This is a genomic window from Aurantimonas sp. E1-2-R+4 (genome assembly GCF_036549515.1).
Taxonomy (GTDB): domain Bacteria; phylum Pseudomonadota; class Alphaproteobacteria; order Rhizobiales; family Rhizobiaceae; genus Aurantimonas; species Aurantimonas coralicida_A.
Map to the genome: position 1 here is coordinate 58,610 of NZ_JAZHLK010000019.1, position 15,977 is coordinate 74,586.

Annotated in this window: 8 protein-coding genes; 4 read left to right on the forward strand and 4 right to left on the reverse strand. The window is 65.3% G+C overall.

Annotated features, from left to right (window positions below):
- Nucleotides 1-198: 198 nt before the first annotated feature.
- The 3 genes from VQ045_RS10740 to VQ045_RS10750 all read right to left on the reverse strand — a co-directional run bounded on the left by VQ045_RS10740 (nucleotide 199) and on the right by VQ045_RS10750 (nucleotide 9,139).
- A complete protein-coding gene (locus tag VQ045_RS10740) occupies nucleotides 199-423 on the reverse strand; it encodes a hypothetical protein (protein WP_331830096.1) in 225 nt (74 codons plus the stop codon).
- 182 nt (nucleotides 424-605) lie between these two features.
- A complete protein-coding gene (locus VQ045_RS10745) occupies nucleotides 606-7,178 on the reverse strand; it encodes a translocation/assembly module TamB domain-containing protein (RefSeq protein ID WP_331830098.1) in 6,573 nt (2,190 codons plus the stop codon).
- Complete coding sequence (locus VQ045_RS10750) at nucleotides 7,178-9,139, reverse strand: autotransporter assembly complex protein TamA (RefSeq protein ID WP_331830099.1); 1,962 nt, start codon at nucleotides 9,137-9,139, stop codon at nucleotides 7,178-7,180. Before VQ045_RS10750 ends, VQ045_RS10745 begins: the two co-directional genes overlap by 1 nt.
- A 707-nt stretch (nucleotides 9,140-9,846) precedes the next feature.
- Here VQ045_RS10750 and VQ045_RS10755 point away from each other — a divergent pair.
- The 4 genes from VQ045_RS10755 (at nucleotide 9,847) to VQ045_RS10770 (ending at nucleotide 15,157) form a co-directional block, all read left to right on the forward strand.
- Nucleotides 9,847-10,335 (forward strand): (2Fe-2S)-binding protein, encoded by a 489-nt coding sequence (locus tag VQ045_RS10755; RefSeq protein ID WP_327622416.1) that lies wholly within the window; start codon nucleotides 9,847-9,849, stop codon nucleotides 10,333-10,335.
- Between the two features lie 103 nt (nucleotides 10,336-10,438).
- Nucleotides 10,439-12,784: a xanthine dehydrogenase family protein molybdopterin-binding subunit gene (locus tag VQ045_RS10760; RefSeq protein ID WP_331830100.1), complete on the forward strand. Its 2,346-nt coding sequence runs from the start codon at nucleotides 10,439-10,441 to the stop codon at nucleotides 12,782-12,784.
- A gap of 145 nt (nucleotides 12,785-12,929) precedes the next feature.
- Nucleotides 12,930-13,739 carry an FAD binding domain-containing protein gene (locus VQ045_RS10765; protein ID WP_331830101.1) on the forward strand — a complete coding sequence of 270 codons (810 nt, stop codon included), beginning with the start codon at nucleotides 12,930-12,932 and terminating at the stop codon, nucleotides 13,737-13,739.
- A 173-nt stretch (nucleotides 13,740-13,912) separates the two neighbouring features.
- Nucleotides 13,913-15,157, forward strand: a complete 1,245-nt coding sequence (locus tag VQ045_RS10770; RefSeq protein ID WP_331830107.1) for a putative DNA modification/repair radical SAM protein — start codon at nucleotides 13,913-13,915, stop codon at nucleotides 15,155-15,157.
- Between the two features lie 31 nt (nucleotides 15,158-15,188).
- Here the strand turns inward: VQ045_RS10770 and VQ045_RS10775 are convergent, their stop codons facing one another.
- The gene (locus tag VQ045_RS10775; protein ID WP_331830102.1) at nucleotides 15,189-15,821 is read right to left on the reverse strand and encodes an outer membrane protein; all 633 of its coding nucleotides are present in this window, start codon (nucleotides 15,819-15,821) and stop codon (nucleotides 15,189-15,191) included.
- Between the last annotated feature and the right edge of the window lie 156 nt (nucleotides 15,822-15,977).

Genomic DNA, 15,977 nt, shown 5'->3' on the forward strand with positions numbered 1-15,977 from the left:
GCCCCGTCGGCATGCCGAGCTTGCCGCCCGGGCGCAACCTGGGTTGTGAAGTGAAATGCCGAAAGTGCCTGGGCACCCGGCGCGCTCCCGCAGTATCTGCAGATGCCGGTCCGGCGCATACATTGCAAGCCCGGAAGGCACTGTCCATTCAGACTGATTACCCACGAACCGCTACCGTCGGCGTCAGTTTGGCGCCGCTTATGTTCGACCAGCCGCGAGCCGTTCGATCGCTTCGTCCAGCGATTGCTTGGTCGCCTTCACCTGCGGCGCGTCGGGTTCGTTGTGGAGGATATGCTTGAGCGATGCAGCCCATTCCTCCAGCACTGCCTGCTTTTCGGATTCCGACAGATTGTCGTCTTTCAGAACGTCTTGAGGATTCGCGTAGGTCCCATGCTTGGGATGGTCGAATTTGCTGGAATACATCATCTCGGTCTCCTGCCGCTGATTGGGTGCCCGAGGTCGAACCTCCACGAAGGGGCCGCCTGCTCGCCGTCTCTTGAGAACGGCCGGCACCCCGGAAGGTTCAGGAAAAATTCGCGGCCGTGCGGCGCAAGAGCCCGGTGGTACAAACGCGGCATTCGCTGATCGGGACGAGGCCCTCGAGGTCAGAACTCACCTTCATAGAAGATGCCGACTTCGCCGCCACCTTCCGCAGTGACCGCGCCGCGCGCCTTGAGCCCTGAGCCGAGATCGAGGTCGATCGCTACCCGTCCGGTCGAATCGACGCCAAGATAGGTGTTCTCGTTGAGATATTTGCCGACGCCGACGGCCGTCTGGCCATCCTTCGTCGTCTTGATGTCGAGGTCGTCGACGCCGATCTGCGAGCGCAGATTGTCGAGCAGGCCGCTCGACCCGCCAATGCCGGCGAGCGATGCGGCAAGTTCCGCCAGTTGGGCGATCTGCAGCGGCGAAAGATCCGACGTGCCCTGATTGAAGATCAGCCGCGCCAGCACCTCGTCCTGGGGCAGGAGGGGCGTCGAGGAAAAGGTGAAGCTCGGATCGTTGGCGGGGCCGGTCACGGCGATGAATACCGTGGTTTCGCCCGCTTCCGACCTGGCGACCAGGTCGAGGACCGGAACCAGGCTGCCGGTGAAGGTGAGCCGGCCACGATCGAAGTCGAGGCGCTTGCCGAGGATCACGAACCGACCGCGCTGCAATTCGAATCCACCGACGATACGCGGCGCCGCGGCCGAGCCCGTGATGACGATCGAACCGCCGAGTTCGACGTCGAGGCCGCGACCGCGCACGAACACCCGCGACGGTGCATTGAAGGTCAGGTTGAAGTTGATGCCGCTGCGCTGGGCGCCGGCGCCCTGGTTCGGGTCGATCTCGCGCTGCTGCTCGTAGACGGCCGGCTTGGCGTTGCGATGGGTCACGTCGATCCGGGCCAGAGAGCCGGGCAGCTTGTCGGGAATCAGGACGTTGATTTCATTGGCGTTGATGGTCCCGGAGAGCAGCGGCGTGCCGGCCAGCGGACCGGTCAGTGTGAGGTCGGCGCTTAGCTGCGCGGCGACGAGTTCGCCGTCATTGTAACGACCAGCGACGAGCCGGATCGCGATGTCGGCCGGGAACCCGTTGGCGAGGCCGACCGAACCGGAGATCGACAGCGTCCCGCCGGAAGAGAGCGAGGCGTTGAAGGATTGGATCGTCGCGGTTTGGCCGTTGAGGGAAATCGTCGCCGCGATGTCGTTGATGGCGAGGTTCAGGCCCGTGTCGACCAGCCTCGCGCCCGAGGTCGAAAGGGTTCCGACGACGTTCGGCTGGCTGGCAGGGCCGGTCACCCGCGCACTCAACTGCACGTTGCCTTGGATCGAGCGGCCACCCTCGGCCAGGATGCGGTTGGCCAGCGACAGCGGCGCGGTGCCATTCAACGACAGGTCGAGCTGCGGCGTGCCGGCGATATTCACCGAGCCGGAAACCGCCAAATCGACGCCGCTGCCGGACAGATTGGCCGTCGTCGTAACTCTTTGGTTCGCGAACTGGCCATTGGCGGAGACGGTGAGTGCGCCGACGCCGGCGTCCCGTGTCTGCTGGATGGAGAGGCCGGAGCCGCTGAGGTCGTAGGTGACCGACGGATTGGAGGGCGACCCGGAGGTGCGAACGGTTCCGTTGATCGTTCCCTGCGGCGCGATTCCGGGCGCAGCCGCGGCGGCAATCGAGGCCGGCAGGTTGCGGAGGGCGACATCGAGGTCGAGCGCGGTCTGGCTGGCTGTGCCGGTCACCTGAACAGTGCCGCCGCCGACATTGGCGGTTGCGGTCTGGAGGCGGAGGGTTCCGCCCGCATAGGTCCCCGCCGCGGTGGCGTCGATCGGCGGCGCGCCGGCGCTGCGGCTTTGCGCGACCGACACATTCGAAGCCGAAATATCGAACCGTGCGTCGGGGTCGGAAATCGATCCTGTCGCGGACGCGGTTCCCGATACGGTTCCTTGCGCGCCAAGCCCATCGACGAAGCCATTGGCGAGACCGACCGGAACCTGGTTCAGGGTCACATCCAGATTGAGCGTCCGCCCGACCGTTCCCGACGCGACGAGCGAGCCGCTGCCGACGCGAATGTCGGCGGTGCCGATCGTCGCCGTCCTGTTCGCATAGGTGCCGGACGCCTCCAGGCTCAGCGGCGCGACGCCCGATTGGGCGATCTGCCGCGTGGTGATGCCGGATCCGGTGAGATCGAACGTGGCGCGCGGGTCGGAGATGGACCCGGTGGCGGTTGCGGTTCCCGAAAGGGTTCCTTCGGCATTGAGATCCGGCACGAAGCCGTTGGCCAGGCCGACGGGAAGCCGGTCGAGTCTGAGATTGAGGTCGAGAGTTTGTCCGACGGTGCCGGTGGCCGTCAGCGAACCGTTGCCGACCGTGACGTTGGCGGTATCGATCGTCGCGGTCCCGTTGGCGTAGGCGCCCGCAAGGTCGAGGCTGAGTGGCGCGACGCCCGACTGGGCGATCTGGCGCGTCGTGATGCCTGATCCGGTGAGATCGAACGTGGCACGCGGGTCCGAGAGGGAGCCGGTTGCCGTCGCGGTGCCGGACAGCATGCCCGTGGCGCCGAGTCCATCGACGAAGCCGTTCGCCAGGCCAGCTGGAATCCGGTTGGCCGCGATCTTGAGATCGAGCGCCTCGCCGATGGTGCCGGTGGCCTTGAGCGTACCGTCGCCGACCCGGACGTCCGCGGCCGCGATCGATGCAGTGCCGTCGGCGTAGGTGCCGGACACGTCGAGACTGAGCGGCGCGACACCGGACTGGGCGATCTGCCGGGTGGTGATGCCAGTGCCGGCCAGATCGAAACGCGCCTGCGGGTCGGAAAGGGAACCGGTCGCTGTGGCCGTGCCCGAGATCGTGCCCGTCGCGCCGAGATCCGGCGCGAAACCATTGGCAAGACCCACAGGGATTTCGTTGGCGACGATGTTGAGGTCGAGCGTTTCGCCGACCGTGCCGCTGGCGGTAAGCGAACCGGAGCCGACCGTCATCTTGGCTTCGACGAGGTTCAACGTGCCCTCGGCAAGGCGACCGGACGCCGTCAGGTCGAGTGGTTCGATGCCGCTCTGGGCGATCGCCGGCGCGGTGATACCGGAACCCGACAGCGAGAATTCGGCGCTGGGGTCGTCGAGCATGCCGGACGCCGTCGCGGTTCCCGAGATCGTTCCGGAGGCTTTGAGGTTGGGTACGAAGCCGTTGGCGAGCCCGACCGGAATGCTGTTCATCGTCAGGTCAAGGTCGAGTTCGCGGCCCACCTTGCCGGAAGCACGCAGCGAGCCCTCGCCGACATTGAGCACGGCGGTTTCGAGCGACGCCGTCCCGTCGGCAAAGCGGCCCGCGAGCCGAAGCGCAAGCGGTGCGACGCCGGAGCGTGCGATCGCGCCCGTCGTGATTCCGGCGCCCGACAGGTCGAAAATGGCGTTGGGCTCGGTGAGCGAGCCGGTCGCGGTCGCCGTCCCGGAGATCGTGCCGGACGCGTCGAGATCGGGCACGAAACCGTTTGCGAGGGCGACGGGCAGATTGTTCATCGCCAGCGCCAGGTCGAGATTTTCCCCGATCGTGCCGGAGGCTTCGAGCGAGCCGGAGCCGACCACGAGACTGGCCCGATCGAGCTTCGCCGTCCCGCCGGCATAGCGGCCTGCGACGTCGAGCGTCAGCGGCTCGATTCCGGCCGCTGCGACCTGTGCCGCGGTGATGCCGGTGCCGGCAAGATCAAAAACCGCGACCGGGTCGGTGCGGGTACCGTTGACGACGGCGCTGCCGGAGATCGTCCCGGACGCGTCGAGACCATCGACGAAATCATTCGCCAGTGCCACCGGAAGATTTGCAAGCTCGGCCCGCAAGTCCAGCGTCTCGCCGATCGTGCCGGAGGCCTGCAGCGACCCCTCGCCGAGATCGAGCGTGGCGGTTTGCAAGGTGAGTGTGCTGTCGGCGTAGCGGCCGGTCGCGTCGAGTGCGATCGGCGGGATTCGGGCTGCTCGCACCTGCGCGGTCGACAACTCGCGGCCGGTGAGCGCGAAAGCGGCGTCGGGGTTCGCCGGCGCACCGGTGACGGTCGCCGTCCCGGAGAGCGTGCCCTCTGCCTCCAGGCCGGAGACGAAAAGGTTGGCCACGGCTGCCGGAACGCTGTCGAGGCGCAATCCAAGATCGAGGACCTCGCCGGACGAACCTTCCAGAACGATTGAGCCGGAGCCAACGGTCAGCACGAAGCCGTCGAGCACCGTCTTGCCGTTGGCGATCCGCACCGCCGCCGCGTCGCGCAGGTTGACAGCGGCATTCGGGATATCCGCGGTGAGGCGCGAGAGCGTCAGCAGCATCGCGTCCGGCTCGAATTGGGCGGTGCCGGCCAGTTCGATCGGCGCGTCGTTGACTGTCGCATTTGCCGTCACGCCGGTGCCGCCCTGCTCCTCGGCGAAGGCGAGGGCAAGCTTACGCACGGCCACCCCGGCTGCATCGATCGCTTCCGCGGTCACCCGACCTGTCGGCTTCGGGATGCCGAGATAATCCTTGACCGACAGGTCGATGAGAGCCCCCTGGAGCGTGGTGCCAGCGACCGTCAGGCTGCGCGACGTGAGATCGGGCGCCGCGACCGGCGTTTTCTGCGCATCGACCGACAGTTCTACTGTTCCCTTCACATCGCCAGCGGCCTTCTGCCCGCCCAGCGCCGCCAGCGGGCCGATATCGTCGATGGCGACGGTCAGTGTGCCGACCGGCGCGAAGGCGTCGGTCAGCATGAGATCGCCGGTCACCGCGTTCGGCCCTTGCCGGATCGCCAAATCGGTGATGCGGCGGTCGCCGTTGTCGAGGGTCTCGACCTTGGCGCTGCCGGACAGCGGCTGGCCGTCTAGGGTTCCGGTGATGTTGACGAAGCCGGCCGGTGAGGCGGGGTTCAGCGTGCCGCGCACCTCGACCTTGAGGTCCGCGAGTTCGCGGCCGTTGATCGACAGGCCGTTGCCCGACAGCGTCAGATCGACGTCGGGTTTTTCGACCGGCCCCTTGGCGACAAGCCGCAGTTCCGCCGCGCCGGCAAATACCGAGTTGACGGATTGCGTGTCTTCCAGCGTGCCCTGGATGTCGGCCGAGACCTCGCCGTCCATCAGGCCAGCATTACCGGTGATCTGCAGGCCTGCGCCGGTCACGGCGAGTTTCTGCGCGTTGATCGCTCCGTCGGCGGCGCGGGTGAATTGCCCGGCGACGGACAGTTCTTCGCCCGCCAGCGGGATCGCCGCCGCCGACAGCGCCGCGGTCTGGAAGCGTGAGCGCAAATTCAGGTCGAAGACCGCGAAATTCAGCGCGGCTGTGCCTTCGAGGTTCAGCGTCGCGACGTCGGTGGTCGCCTCGCTCGGCTCGAAGACGAAGCCGTTTTCGGTCAGCGCGCCGTTGGCGGCGATCTTCAGCGGGCCGTTGAGGAATCGCTCGGCGATTCCCTCAGGCGCCTCGATCGCCTGGGCCGTCGCTTCGACGGCGAGCGGCCCTTTCAGGCGAGTGAGGTCGAAGCCGGGGCTGCTGGCATCGAGGCTGACGCCCTGCGCGACGTAGTCGCCGTAGCCCGCACGCTGCAGCTTGGCGGAGAGGCCTACGGCAGCAGCCGTGAAGGCTCCGCGCACCGTGCCGTCGAGGCGGGTGACTTGAAGGCCGGTGATGTCCGGCGGCGTCCCGAAGGAAAGGGCGATCGGGCTGCCGTCTCGCGAAGCGACGGCGAGCGTCAGATCGTTGCTGGCCCCGCCCAGATCGAGAACGCCCTTGGTCTGCAAGGCCAGGGCCTCGGAGGCGAGATCGCCCTGTTCGATGAGATAGGTACCGTCGGCGCGCAGAACCGCTTGCAGATCGAGACCGGCTCCGCCGGCGACATATTGGGAATATTGCTGGGGCACGAAGCGCTCGGCCGCGACATTGAGGGAGGCGGCGAGGCGGCGCCCGTCGGCGACGTCGTTGACCCGCGCGGTCAGCGTTGCCGCCTGTTCGCCGCCGACTGTGAGCTGGCCGTTGGCCATGAAGTCGGAGAGCGGACCCGAGCCGTTGACGACGAGATTGACCGCCGGCCGGTCCGGAATGTCGAGAAGCGTCGCCACCAGCCCCCCGGCCGGCTCGCTCGCTTTCACGTCGATCGCGAGCTGGTTTTGATCCGGCGCGTAGGACACATCGAGGGCGATCTGTCCCGGTTGGTCCAGTCGGTCGATATTGGCCTTGACGTCGAGCTTGGTCGGATCGTCGGCGAGCGTCAGGCTGGCGCTAGCCTTCAGCCGGGCGCGAACGCCGGCAAGCGCTTCCCCAAGCACGAATTCGTCGATGGCGAGATTGCGGATGTCGGCCGTGATCGACGGCAGCGAGAAGCCGCCGCCCTGATCCGCCTCGCTTGTCGGCTGATCCGCCGGAAGCCGTTCCAGGACGATCTGGCCTGCGGTGAGGTTCTCGATCGATACGTTCGAGCGCACGAGCGCGAGCGGCGACCAGTCCATCGCCAGATTCTTTCCCGTCAGGAAGATGCCCTGCGGATCAGAGACCCTCAGGCTCTCGATCCGGATGTCACCGGTCAATGCGCCGGACAGCCCCTCGATCTCGACCGTCATCGTGTCGGAGGAAAGGAAGCTCTCGATCTGGTTGGCCAGGAACTGCTGCGCCGGAGCGGGACGGCTCGCCAGGAAGGCGGCGGCGACGCCGACGACGACTGTGGCGGCGAGCGGGGGGACGGGGTTGAACTTGCGCATCAGAAGGCTTGCCCGATGCCGGCATAGAACTGGAAGTTCGCATCGCGCGGGCCAGGGTCGAGCGGGATCGCCACGTCGAAGCGGATCGGGCCAAAGCTGGTGATGTAGCGGGCGCCGACGCCGGCGCCGATCTTGAAGTTGGAAAAGTCCGGGACGAGGTCGTCCGAGACGGTTCCGACATCGACGAACGGAACGATCTGGATGCTTTCCGTCACCCCGATGCGGACCTCCGCCGAGGCTTCGAACAGCGACAGGCCACCGGTCGGCGTGTCGACGAAATCAGGATTGAACCCCGATCCCAGGGGCACAGCGGACGGAAAATACGGGCCGACGGATTGAAACTCGTAGCCGCGCACCGAACCGCCGCCGCCGGCGTAGAACCGCCGGTCGTTCGGGATGTCGAGAAGATCCGCGCCGAAGATCGTGCCATAGGCGACGCGCCCGGCAAGGATGAAGCGGTCGCTGTCCGACAGCGACAGATAGCTCGACGCATCGAGGCGGGTCTTCACGAAGGGCGTTTGGGTGTTGAAGCCGTAGGTTGGCTCGACGAGCGCCTTGGCGAACAGCCCCTCGGTCGGATTGAGCTCGTTGTCGCGGTTGTCGAACGTGTAGCTGATCGGGACGGAGACGAGCAGATATTCGCGCGTCCCGAGGAAATCGGTGATTTCCTCGTACTCACCTCGGACCGTAGCGACGAGTGTTTGGTTGCGGTCGATCTCGTACTCGACACCGCTGGTGACCGCGAAGGAATCGCGATCATAGGCGAGCGGGTGTTCGCGCTTGGCCTCGATCGAGCCGACATAGACCGATTCCGGACCGAGCACGCCGGGCTTCTTGAAGACCAGAGAGGCGGCATAGTCGGCGCCGTCGGTCTTGCGGCCCTGGCTGGATATCGCGGTCGCCCCGATGCGCGAGATGGATGCGTCGAGCCGGATGCTTTCGGCCCGCCCGAACAGGTTGCGGTGGCCGACATAGCCGGAGGCGCCAGCGCCTTCGGTGTTCGAATAGGTCGCGCCGATGCCGTAGAAGCCGAATTTACGTTCGCCGACCTCGACCTGGACGGGAAGCGTTCCGTCGGGTTGCTGCGCCTTGGCCTCCCTCACCGTGACGCTGGAGAAGACGCCGAGCTTGAGGAGGCGATCGCGCGCCGCGGCGAGTTCTTCCGGAGAGAAGACCTCGCCAGCCTTGACGCCCGCCATATAGGCGATGAAGCCCGGATCGACGTCTTCGGCCCCCGCGACCCAGGTTTCGCCGAACGGCACCGGATTGCCGGGCGCGATGGCGATCGAATAGTCGAGCCGATCGGTCTTGGCGTCGGCGACGATCTCGCGCCCGGTGACCGCCACGAACGGCCGGCCCTGGTCGCGGAGATCCTTGAGAAGCTTGGCTTCACCTTTCAGGAGCTCGACGGAACGCGCCGAACTCCCCGGAGTGAGGTTGTATTCCGCCGCATCGAAGGGAACGCCCTGGGTGGAAATCGCCACGCGGCCGAGCGTGTAGAAAGGGCCGGGGCGGACGCGGATCGACACCGGGACGGGCCGAGACGTGAAGGTCGCGTCGGGCGGCAAATCTGCGATATCGCGGCCTTCGATGAAGATGTCGACCAGCCCGTCATAGCGGGCATTCTCGAACAGGGTGGCCACCAGCCGCTTGCGGTCGGTCTTCGCCTTTGAGAGCAGCCCGAGCGAGCCGGACACCGGGTCCGCTTCGTCGGCGATGAGGGTGGAGGCGTCGCGCAGATCCTCCTCCACCGTACCGTCGTCATCCACTGTCGGTGCGACCGTGAGCGTGACGGTGTAGTTGATCGGGTCGAGCACAGGATCGGACGCGGCGTTTTCGTCTTCGAAGAAGGTCAGGCCAAAGATTTCGAAGGCTGCGGCGGGGTGCGGTGATGCGGCGAGCAGGCCGGAGCCGATGACCATCATTGCCAGCCTGACGAAGGGTAGGAACCTATACTGCAAGTCGCTCGCTTCCCGTCGCCACACACGCTCGCCTTGAGATCGGCGAGACAACACACGTCATCGATTTCGGGACGTCGGCGACGACGATCACGCGCAGCCGAACTCCTCCCACTGAGTTGCCTTTTAGCATTGGCGGAAATGGCTTGGATAACAACTGTTAACCAGCGGTTGCCGGTGTTCCGATGCGATTACACTGGCCGTTTGTGCCGAACCGGACACAGATTCGCTGTCGCCCCGAGACAACCCGCCGCACCCGGCCTGTGCGGAGGCTGGCCGGCGACCACCGACCGTTCGTCACCGGCGGTCAAAACGCATTCCATCCCGTTGCGGAGGGCTGTTCCGGAACGCTGGTCCCGGCGTCGTTTTTTGGGTTGGTTCTGAAAAACCCTTGAAGCGGTTCCCCGCAAAGGGCACTCTCGCTGCGACGCAGTGACACTCGCCCCCAAGCATCGGACCAAAAGTGAAAGCCGGTTTTTGGATCATTCCGATGCGCGATCATAGTGTNCTCGCTGCGACGCAGTGACACTCGCCCCCAAGCATCGGACCAAAAGTGAAAGCCGGTTTTTGGATCATTCCGATGCGCGATCATAGTGTTAGAACGTCCTTTACGCGTCCGATGGACGCTGGGCGCTCTAGAGTGCGCAATTCATTTCAACGGCCCGCCGCGTGGCTGATGCGGCAGACCGTCTGTATCCGGGAGGACTTTGATGACTGAAGTGACGATGACGGTGAACGGGCGCGAGATGAAGGGCGTGGTCGAGGACCGCACGCTTCTGGTGCAGTTCCTGCGCGAGAATCTGGGCCTGACCGGCACCCATGTCGGCTGCGACACGTCGCAATGCGGCGCCTGCGTCGTCCACGTCAATGGCAAGGCGGTGAAGTCCTGCACGATGCTCGCTGTACAGACGTCCGGTTCGGATGTCCTGACCATCGAGGGGTTGGCGAACGGCACCGAGTTGCACCCGGTCCAGGCTGCTTTCCGCGAGCATCACGGGCTGCAATGCGGCTACTGCACCCCGGGCATGATCATGACGGCGGTCGATCTGATCCGGCAGCACGGCAGCGCGCTGGACGAAAAGGCGGTGCGTGACGGCCTCGAAGGCAATATCTGCCGCTGCACCGGCTATCACAACATCGTCAAGGCGATCCTCGCCGCGGCGGGCGCCGCGCAGCCGCAACAGGTCGCCGCCGAGTAGCGCGGAGGCCCGGCCGCCCTTGGGCGGGCGAGGCGATTGAGACACGGATGCGGACGCCGCGAGGTGGTTCCGCCACGATTTCGAATACTGGGAGGTTTCGACGATGGGTGTTGAAGGCATCGGCGCAAAGGTTTTGCGCAAGGAGGACCGGCGGTTCATCACCGGTCGCGGGCGTTACGTGGACGACATGAGCGTCCCCGGCATGAAATACGCGGCATTCGTGCGATCGCCCCATGGGCACGCCAAGATCGCCGGCATCGATTCGGCCGCGGCGGCTTCCATGCCGGGCGTGATCGGCATCCTCACCGGCGAACAGTTGCAGGGCGACGGGATCGGCAATCTGATCTGTGGCTGGGGGGTGTCGTCCAAGGACGGCACGCCGATGAAGATGGGCGCCTGGCCGGCGCTCGCCGTCGGCACCGTGCGCCATGTCGGGCAGCCGATTGCCGTCGTCGTCGCCGACACGCAGTTGCAGGCCCGTGACGCAGCCGAGGCCGTGGAGGTCTCTTATGACGAGCTTCCGGCCGTCGTCAGCGCCGTGGAAGCGCTGAAGGATGGTGCGCCGCAGCTTCATCCCGAAGCGCCGGGCAATCTCATTTTCGATTGGGAACTCGGCGACAAGGCGGCGACGGACGCGGCGTTTTCCGGGGCCGCTCATGTGACCAAGCTGCACATCGTCAACAACCGCCTGGTTCCCAATCCGATGGAGCCGCGCGCCGCGCTCGGTGTCTACGATCCGGCGGAAGAGCACTACACCTGCTGGACCACCTCGCAGAACCCGCATGTCGCCCGGCTGGTGATGAGCGCGTTCTACAACGTCGCGCCGGAACACAAGCTGCGGGTGATCGCACCTGACGTCGGCGGCGGTTTCGGCTCCAAGATCTACATCTACCCCGAAGAGATCGTTTGCCTTTGGGCGTCCAAGCGCACCGGCGTTCCGGTCAAGTGGACATCGGATCGCACCGAGGCGTTTCTGACCGACGCACACGGCCGTGACCACGTCACCGAGGTGGAGATGGCGCTAGACGCCGACCACAAGATCCTTGGTCTCAAGGTCGACACGATCGCCAATCTCGGCGCCTACATGTCGCTGTTCTCGTCGGCGACCCCGACCTATCTCTACGCGACGCTGCTCTCCGGCCAGTACGATATCCCGGCAATCCACGCCAATGTCCGGGCGGTCTACACCAACACCGTGCCCGTCGACGCCTATCGCGGCGCCGGGCGTCCTGAGGCGACCTTCGTCATCGAGCGAACGGTGGAGACGGCGGCGCGCGAACTCGGCATCTCGCCGGCGGAACTGCGCCGCAAGAACTTCATCCGCTCCTTCCCGCACCAGACGCCGGTGATCATGGCGTATGACGCGGGCGACTTCGACGCGACGCTGGACGCCGGCATGCAGGCTGCCGACGTCGTCGGCTTCGAGACGCGGCGGGCGGAGGCCAAGCAGCGCGGCAAGCTGCGCGGTCTCGGCATGAGCTGCTACATCGAGGCCTGCGGCATCGCGCCGTCGAAGGCGGTTGGCTCGCTCGGTGCTGGCGTCGGCTTGTGGGAGTCGGCCGAGGTCCGGGTCAATCCGGTCGGCACGGTCGAAATCCTCACTGGCTCGCACAGTCACGGCCAGGGCCATGAGACGACCTTCGCCCAGTTGGTGGCGGAGCGCTTCGGTCTGCCGGTCGACAACGTCCAGGTCATCCATGGCGACACCGACAAGGTGCAGTTCGGCATGGGCACCTACGGCTCGCGTTCCGGCGCGGTCGGCATGTCGGCGATTCACAAGGCGCTCGACAAGGTCGAGGTCAAGGCAAAGAAGATCGCCGCCCATGTGCTGGAGGCCGATGAGGGCGACATCGTCATCGAGAATGGCGAGGTGAAGGTCGCCGGCACCGACAAGAAGTTGGCCTGGCACGAGGTCTGTCTCGGCGCCTACACCGGCCACAATCTCCCCGATGGGATGGAGCCGGGCCTGAAGGAAGGGGCGTTCTACGACCCGACCAACTTCACCTTCCCGGCCGGCTGCTACATCTGCGAGGTCGAGGTCGACCCGGATACCGGAACGACCGAGATCATCCAGTTCGTCGCCGCCGACGATTTCGGCCGGGTGATCAACCCGATGATCGTCGAGGGTCAGGTGCATGGCGGTCTCGCCCAAGGCATCGGTCAGGCGCTTCTGGAAGGGGCTCATTACGACGACACCGGCCAACTGCTGACGGCGTCCTACATGGACTATGCGATGCCGCGGGCCTGGGACCTGCCGATGTTCCAGGTTTCTACCAACGAGACCCTGTGCCCCGGCAATCCGCTCGGCATGAAGGGCTGCGGCGAGGCCGGCGCGATCGGCTCACCGCCGGCGGTGATCAACGCCATTACCGACGCGATCGGCAACAACGATCTGAGCATGCCGGCGACGCCGCAAAAGGTCTGGAAGGCGCTCAACGCGGTCGCCTGACCGAGCAGACGAACTTTGCCCGGTGGCCGCGAAAAAGGGCCGCCGGGAGAATTTTAGGGGCTGCCTGGCCCCGTTTCTATCCGAACCATCGCGCCGCGCGGTCCTTCCGCGATTTCCGGACCCGGCGCCAGAGGGAGCAGAACCGATGTACGAGACCACTTATCACCGCCCCACGTCGATCGACGAGGCCGTCAAGCTGGTCGGTGAATCCGGCGGCGAGGGAAAATTCCTCTCTGGCGGCATGACGCTGATCGCGACCATGAAGCAGCGGCTCGCCGCGCCGAGCGACCTTGTCGATCTGCGCCATATCGCCGAACTCAAGGGCATTACGGTCAACGGCAAGTCGATCAAGATCGGCGGCGGCATGACCCATGGCGAGATCGCCGCCCATGACGGGCTGAAAGCCGCCTGCCATGGCTTCGCCGATCTCGCCGGCCTGATCGGCGATATCGCGGTGCGCCACATGGGAACGATCGGCGGGTCGGTGGCGAATAACGACCCGGCGGCCGATTATCCCGCCGCCCTGAAGGCGCTCGGTGGGACGATCCACACCAACCAGCGCGAGATCGCGGCCGACGACTTCTTCCTCGGCCTGTTCGAGACAGCGCTGGAGGAGAACGAGATCGTGACGGCGGTGTCCTTCGAGGCGCCGGATCAATGCGCCTACGAGAAGTTCCGCAACCCGGCCTCGCGCTATGCCATGTGCGGCGTCTTCGTCGCCAAGCGCGGCGGCGAGGTGAAGGTCGGCATCACCGGCGCCAGCATGGGCGGCGCCTTCCGCTGGGAAGCCGCTGAACAGGCGCTGTCATCGAATTTCGACGGCTCGGCCGTGGACGGGCTGTCGGTCGACGAGGGCGACATGGTGTCGGACCTGCACGGCACGTCGGCCTATCGCGCCAACCTCGTCAAGGTCGTCACCAAACGGGCGGTGAACAAGGCCAAATCCGCGGGCTGACAGACGCAGGACGTCAGACTGAAGGTCGGCCGGCTGGACAAGAACGTCTGGCTGGCCTTTTCGTCTCATCGACGCGGCGGGGCAGCCGCGTAAGCAAACCTGCGACATTGGGCTTCGCCGAGAAATCCGGAAATTTGCTGGCGAGAACATTCCATGAACGCTATATCCGCGTCATGGCCAAGACGACCCTCATCGACAAGCTCGCGATCCTCTCCGACGCTGCCAAATACGACGCGTCCTGCGCGTCCAGCGGCTCGACCCGGCGCGATTCCGCCAAGAGCAAAGGCATCGGCTCGACCGAGGGGTCGGGCATCTGCCACGCCTATGCGCCCGACGGGCGGTGCATCTCGCTGCTGAAAATCCTGATGACCAATTTTTGCGTCTATGACTGCGTCTATTGCGTCAACCGCTCGTCCTCCAACGTGGCCCGTGCCCGTTTCACGGTCGAGGAAGTCGTCACGCTGACGATGGAGTTCTACAAGCGCAATTACATTGAGGGCCTGTTCCTGTCCTCCGGCATCATCCGCAACTCCGACTATACGATGGAGGAGATGGTGCGGATCGCCAGAAAGCTGCGGCTGGAGGAAAATTTCGCCGGCTACATCCATCTGAAGACGATCCCCGACGCGTCGCCCGCCCTGATCGAGGAGGCGGGGCTCTTCGCCGACCGCCTGTCGATCAATATCGAGCTGCCGACCGATGTGACGCTAGAGGCACTCGCACCGGAAAAGAAGCCGCGCGACATCCGCCGTTCGATGGGCCATCTGCGGGCCAAGATCGAGGAACACAAGGGTGAGAAAAAGGACCGAACGAAGCCGCAACGCTTCGCGCCCGGCGGCCAGTCAACCCAGATGATCATCGGCGCCGACAACTCCGATGACGATGCCATCCTCGGCCGGTCGGAGAATCTCTACGGCAATTACCGCCTCAAACGGGTCTACTACTCCGCCTTCTCACCGATCCCCGACGCCTCCAGTCGGCTGCCGCTCTCCCCGCCGCCGCTGATGCGCGAACACCGCCTGTATCAGGCCGACTGGCTGATGCGCTTTTACGGCTTCGACCGGGGCGAGATCGTTTCCGGCGGCGAAGGCGGGATGCTGGATCTCGCCGTCGATCCAAAGCTCGCCTGGGCGTTGAAGAACCGCGATCGCTTCCCGGTGGACGTCAATCGCGCCGACCGGGAAATGCTGTTGCGCGTCCCGGGTTTCGGAACCCGCGCGGTCAACCGCATCCTGTCGACCCGCCGCCATCGCACACTTAGGCTCGACGACGTCGCCCGGCTCTGCCAGTCGATCACCAAGGTCCGACCCTTCGTCACCGCGCTCGACTGGTCGCCGGGCGCGGCGACGGATAGCGAAGGCCTGCGCGCCGCGTTCCTGCCGAGACAAAAATCAGCGGCGCAGTTGGAGCTGTTTTGAACCGAATGGCTGACACCGCCGACGCAGATCGTCAGAATCGGTAGTTGACACCGACGGAGATGGCGTTGGCGTTCTCGCCCCAGGTCGAGGGAACGCCGAAATCATAGACCTCTTTGCCCAGCCGGTAGTGGGTGTAGCGCAGATCGGTCGAGACGTTGTCGGTGAGTAGATATTCCAGGCCGACGGCAAGATGAACGCCGTGATGGGTGACGTCGATCGATTGCAGGCCGTCATTCGCCTCGATGCGCGCCACCGTATAACCGCCCCCGATATAAGGGAGCAGGCCGTATCCGATGTCATAGCCCAATCGCGCGCCCAAAGAGGCGACAAATTTAGGCTCGTATGTGAAGGTCAGCGCGCCGTTGAAGATGCTGAAGCTATCCTGATCCGCCCAGAGCGGAACCAGCGCATAGGCGCCCAGCACGACGTTGTTGGAAAATTCGTAATCGTAACCGGCCTTGATCCCGCCGCCCCAGCTTCGATATTCGGGGTCCGCAGGGCAGACGCCGACGCAGTCGCTGTTGGTTATGTCCCCCGCGTGATAGCCGCCGAACACCCCTGCGTAGAACCCCGTCCAGCGGGCGTCGAATACCTCCTGGTCCACAATGTCGGCGGCAAAGGCCGGCACAGTAGCACTGAGCATAATCCCGAGGCCGAGCACCATCCTGATTTTCCGCATGATTTCCCCCTGTTCAATCGCCCCCCGACTAGGCTCAGGACCTATTAATTTCTCTTGATGTGTGATTCAGAGCTTCCGTCAAGGAGGTTCTGATGGCTGGTTTGTTTTTGCTGAGCGAGCGCCAGATGGCGCGGATATCGC

Bases quoted from the DNA above. Each gene is read 5' to 3' on its own strand.
- VQ045_RS10755 (WP_327622416.1), top strand. From the start codon at position 9,847: ATGACTGAAGTGACGATGACGGTGAACGGGCGCGAGATGAAGGGCGTG.
- VQ045_RS10760 (WP_331830100.1), top strand. From the start codon at position 10,439: ATGGGTGTTGAAGGCATCGGCGCAAAGGTTTTGCGCAAGGAGGACCGG.
- VQ045_RS10740 (WP_331830096.1), bottom strand. From the start codon at position 423: ATGTATTCCAGCAAATTCGACCATCCCAAGCATGGGACCTACGCGAAT.
- VQ045_RS10745 (WP_331830098.1), bottom strand. From the start codon at position 7,178: ATGCGCAAGTTCAACCCCGTCCCCCCGCTCGCCGCCACAGTCGTCGTC.
- VQ045_RS10765 (WP_331830101.1), top strand. From the start codon at position 12,930: ATGTACGAGACCACTTATCACCGCCCCACGTCGATCGACGAGGCCGTC.
- VQ045_RS10770 (WP_331830107.1), top strand. From the start codon at position 13,913: ATGGCCAAGACGACCCTCATCGACAAGCTCGCGATCCTCTCCGACGCT.
- VQ045_RS10775 (WP_331830102.1), bottom strand. From the start codon at position 15,821: ATGGTGCTCGGCCTCGGGATTATGCTCAGTGCTACTGTGCCGGCCTTT.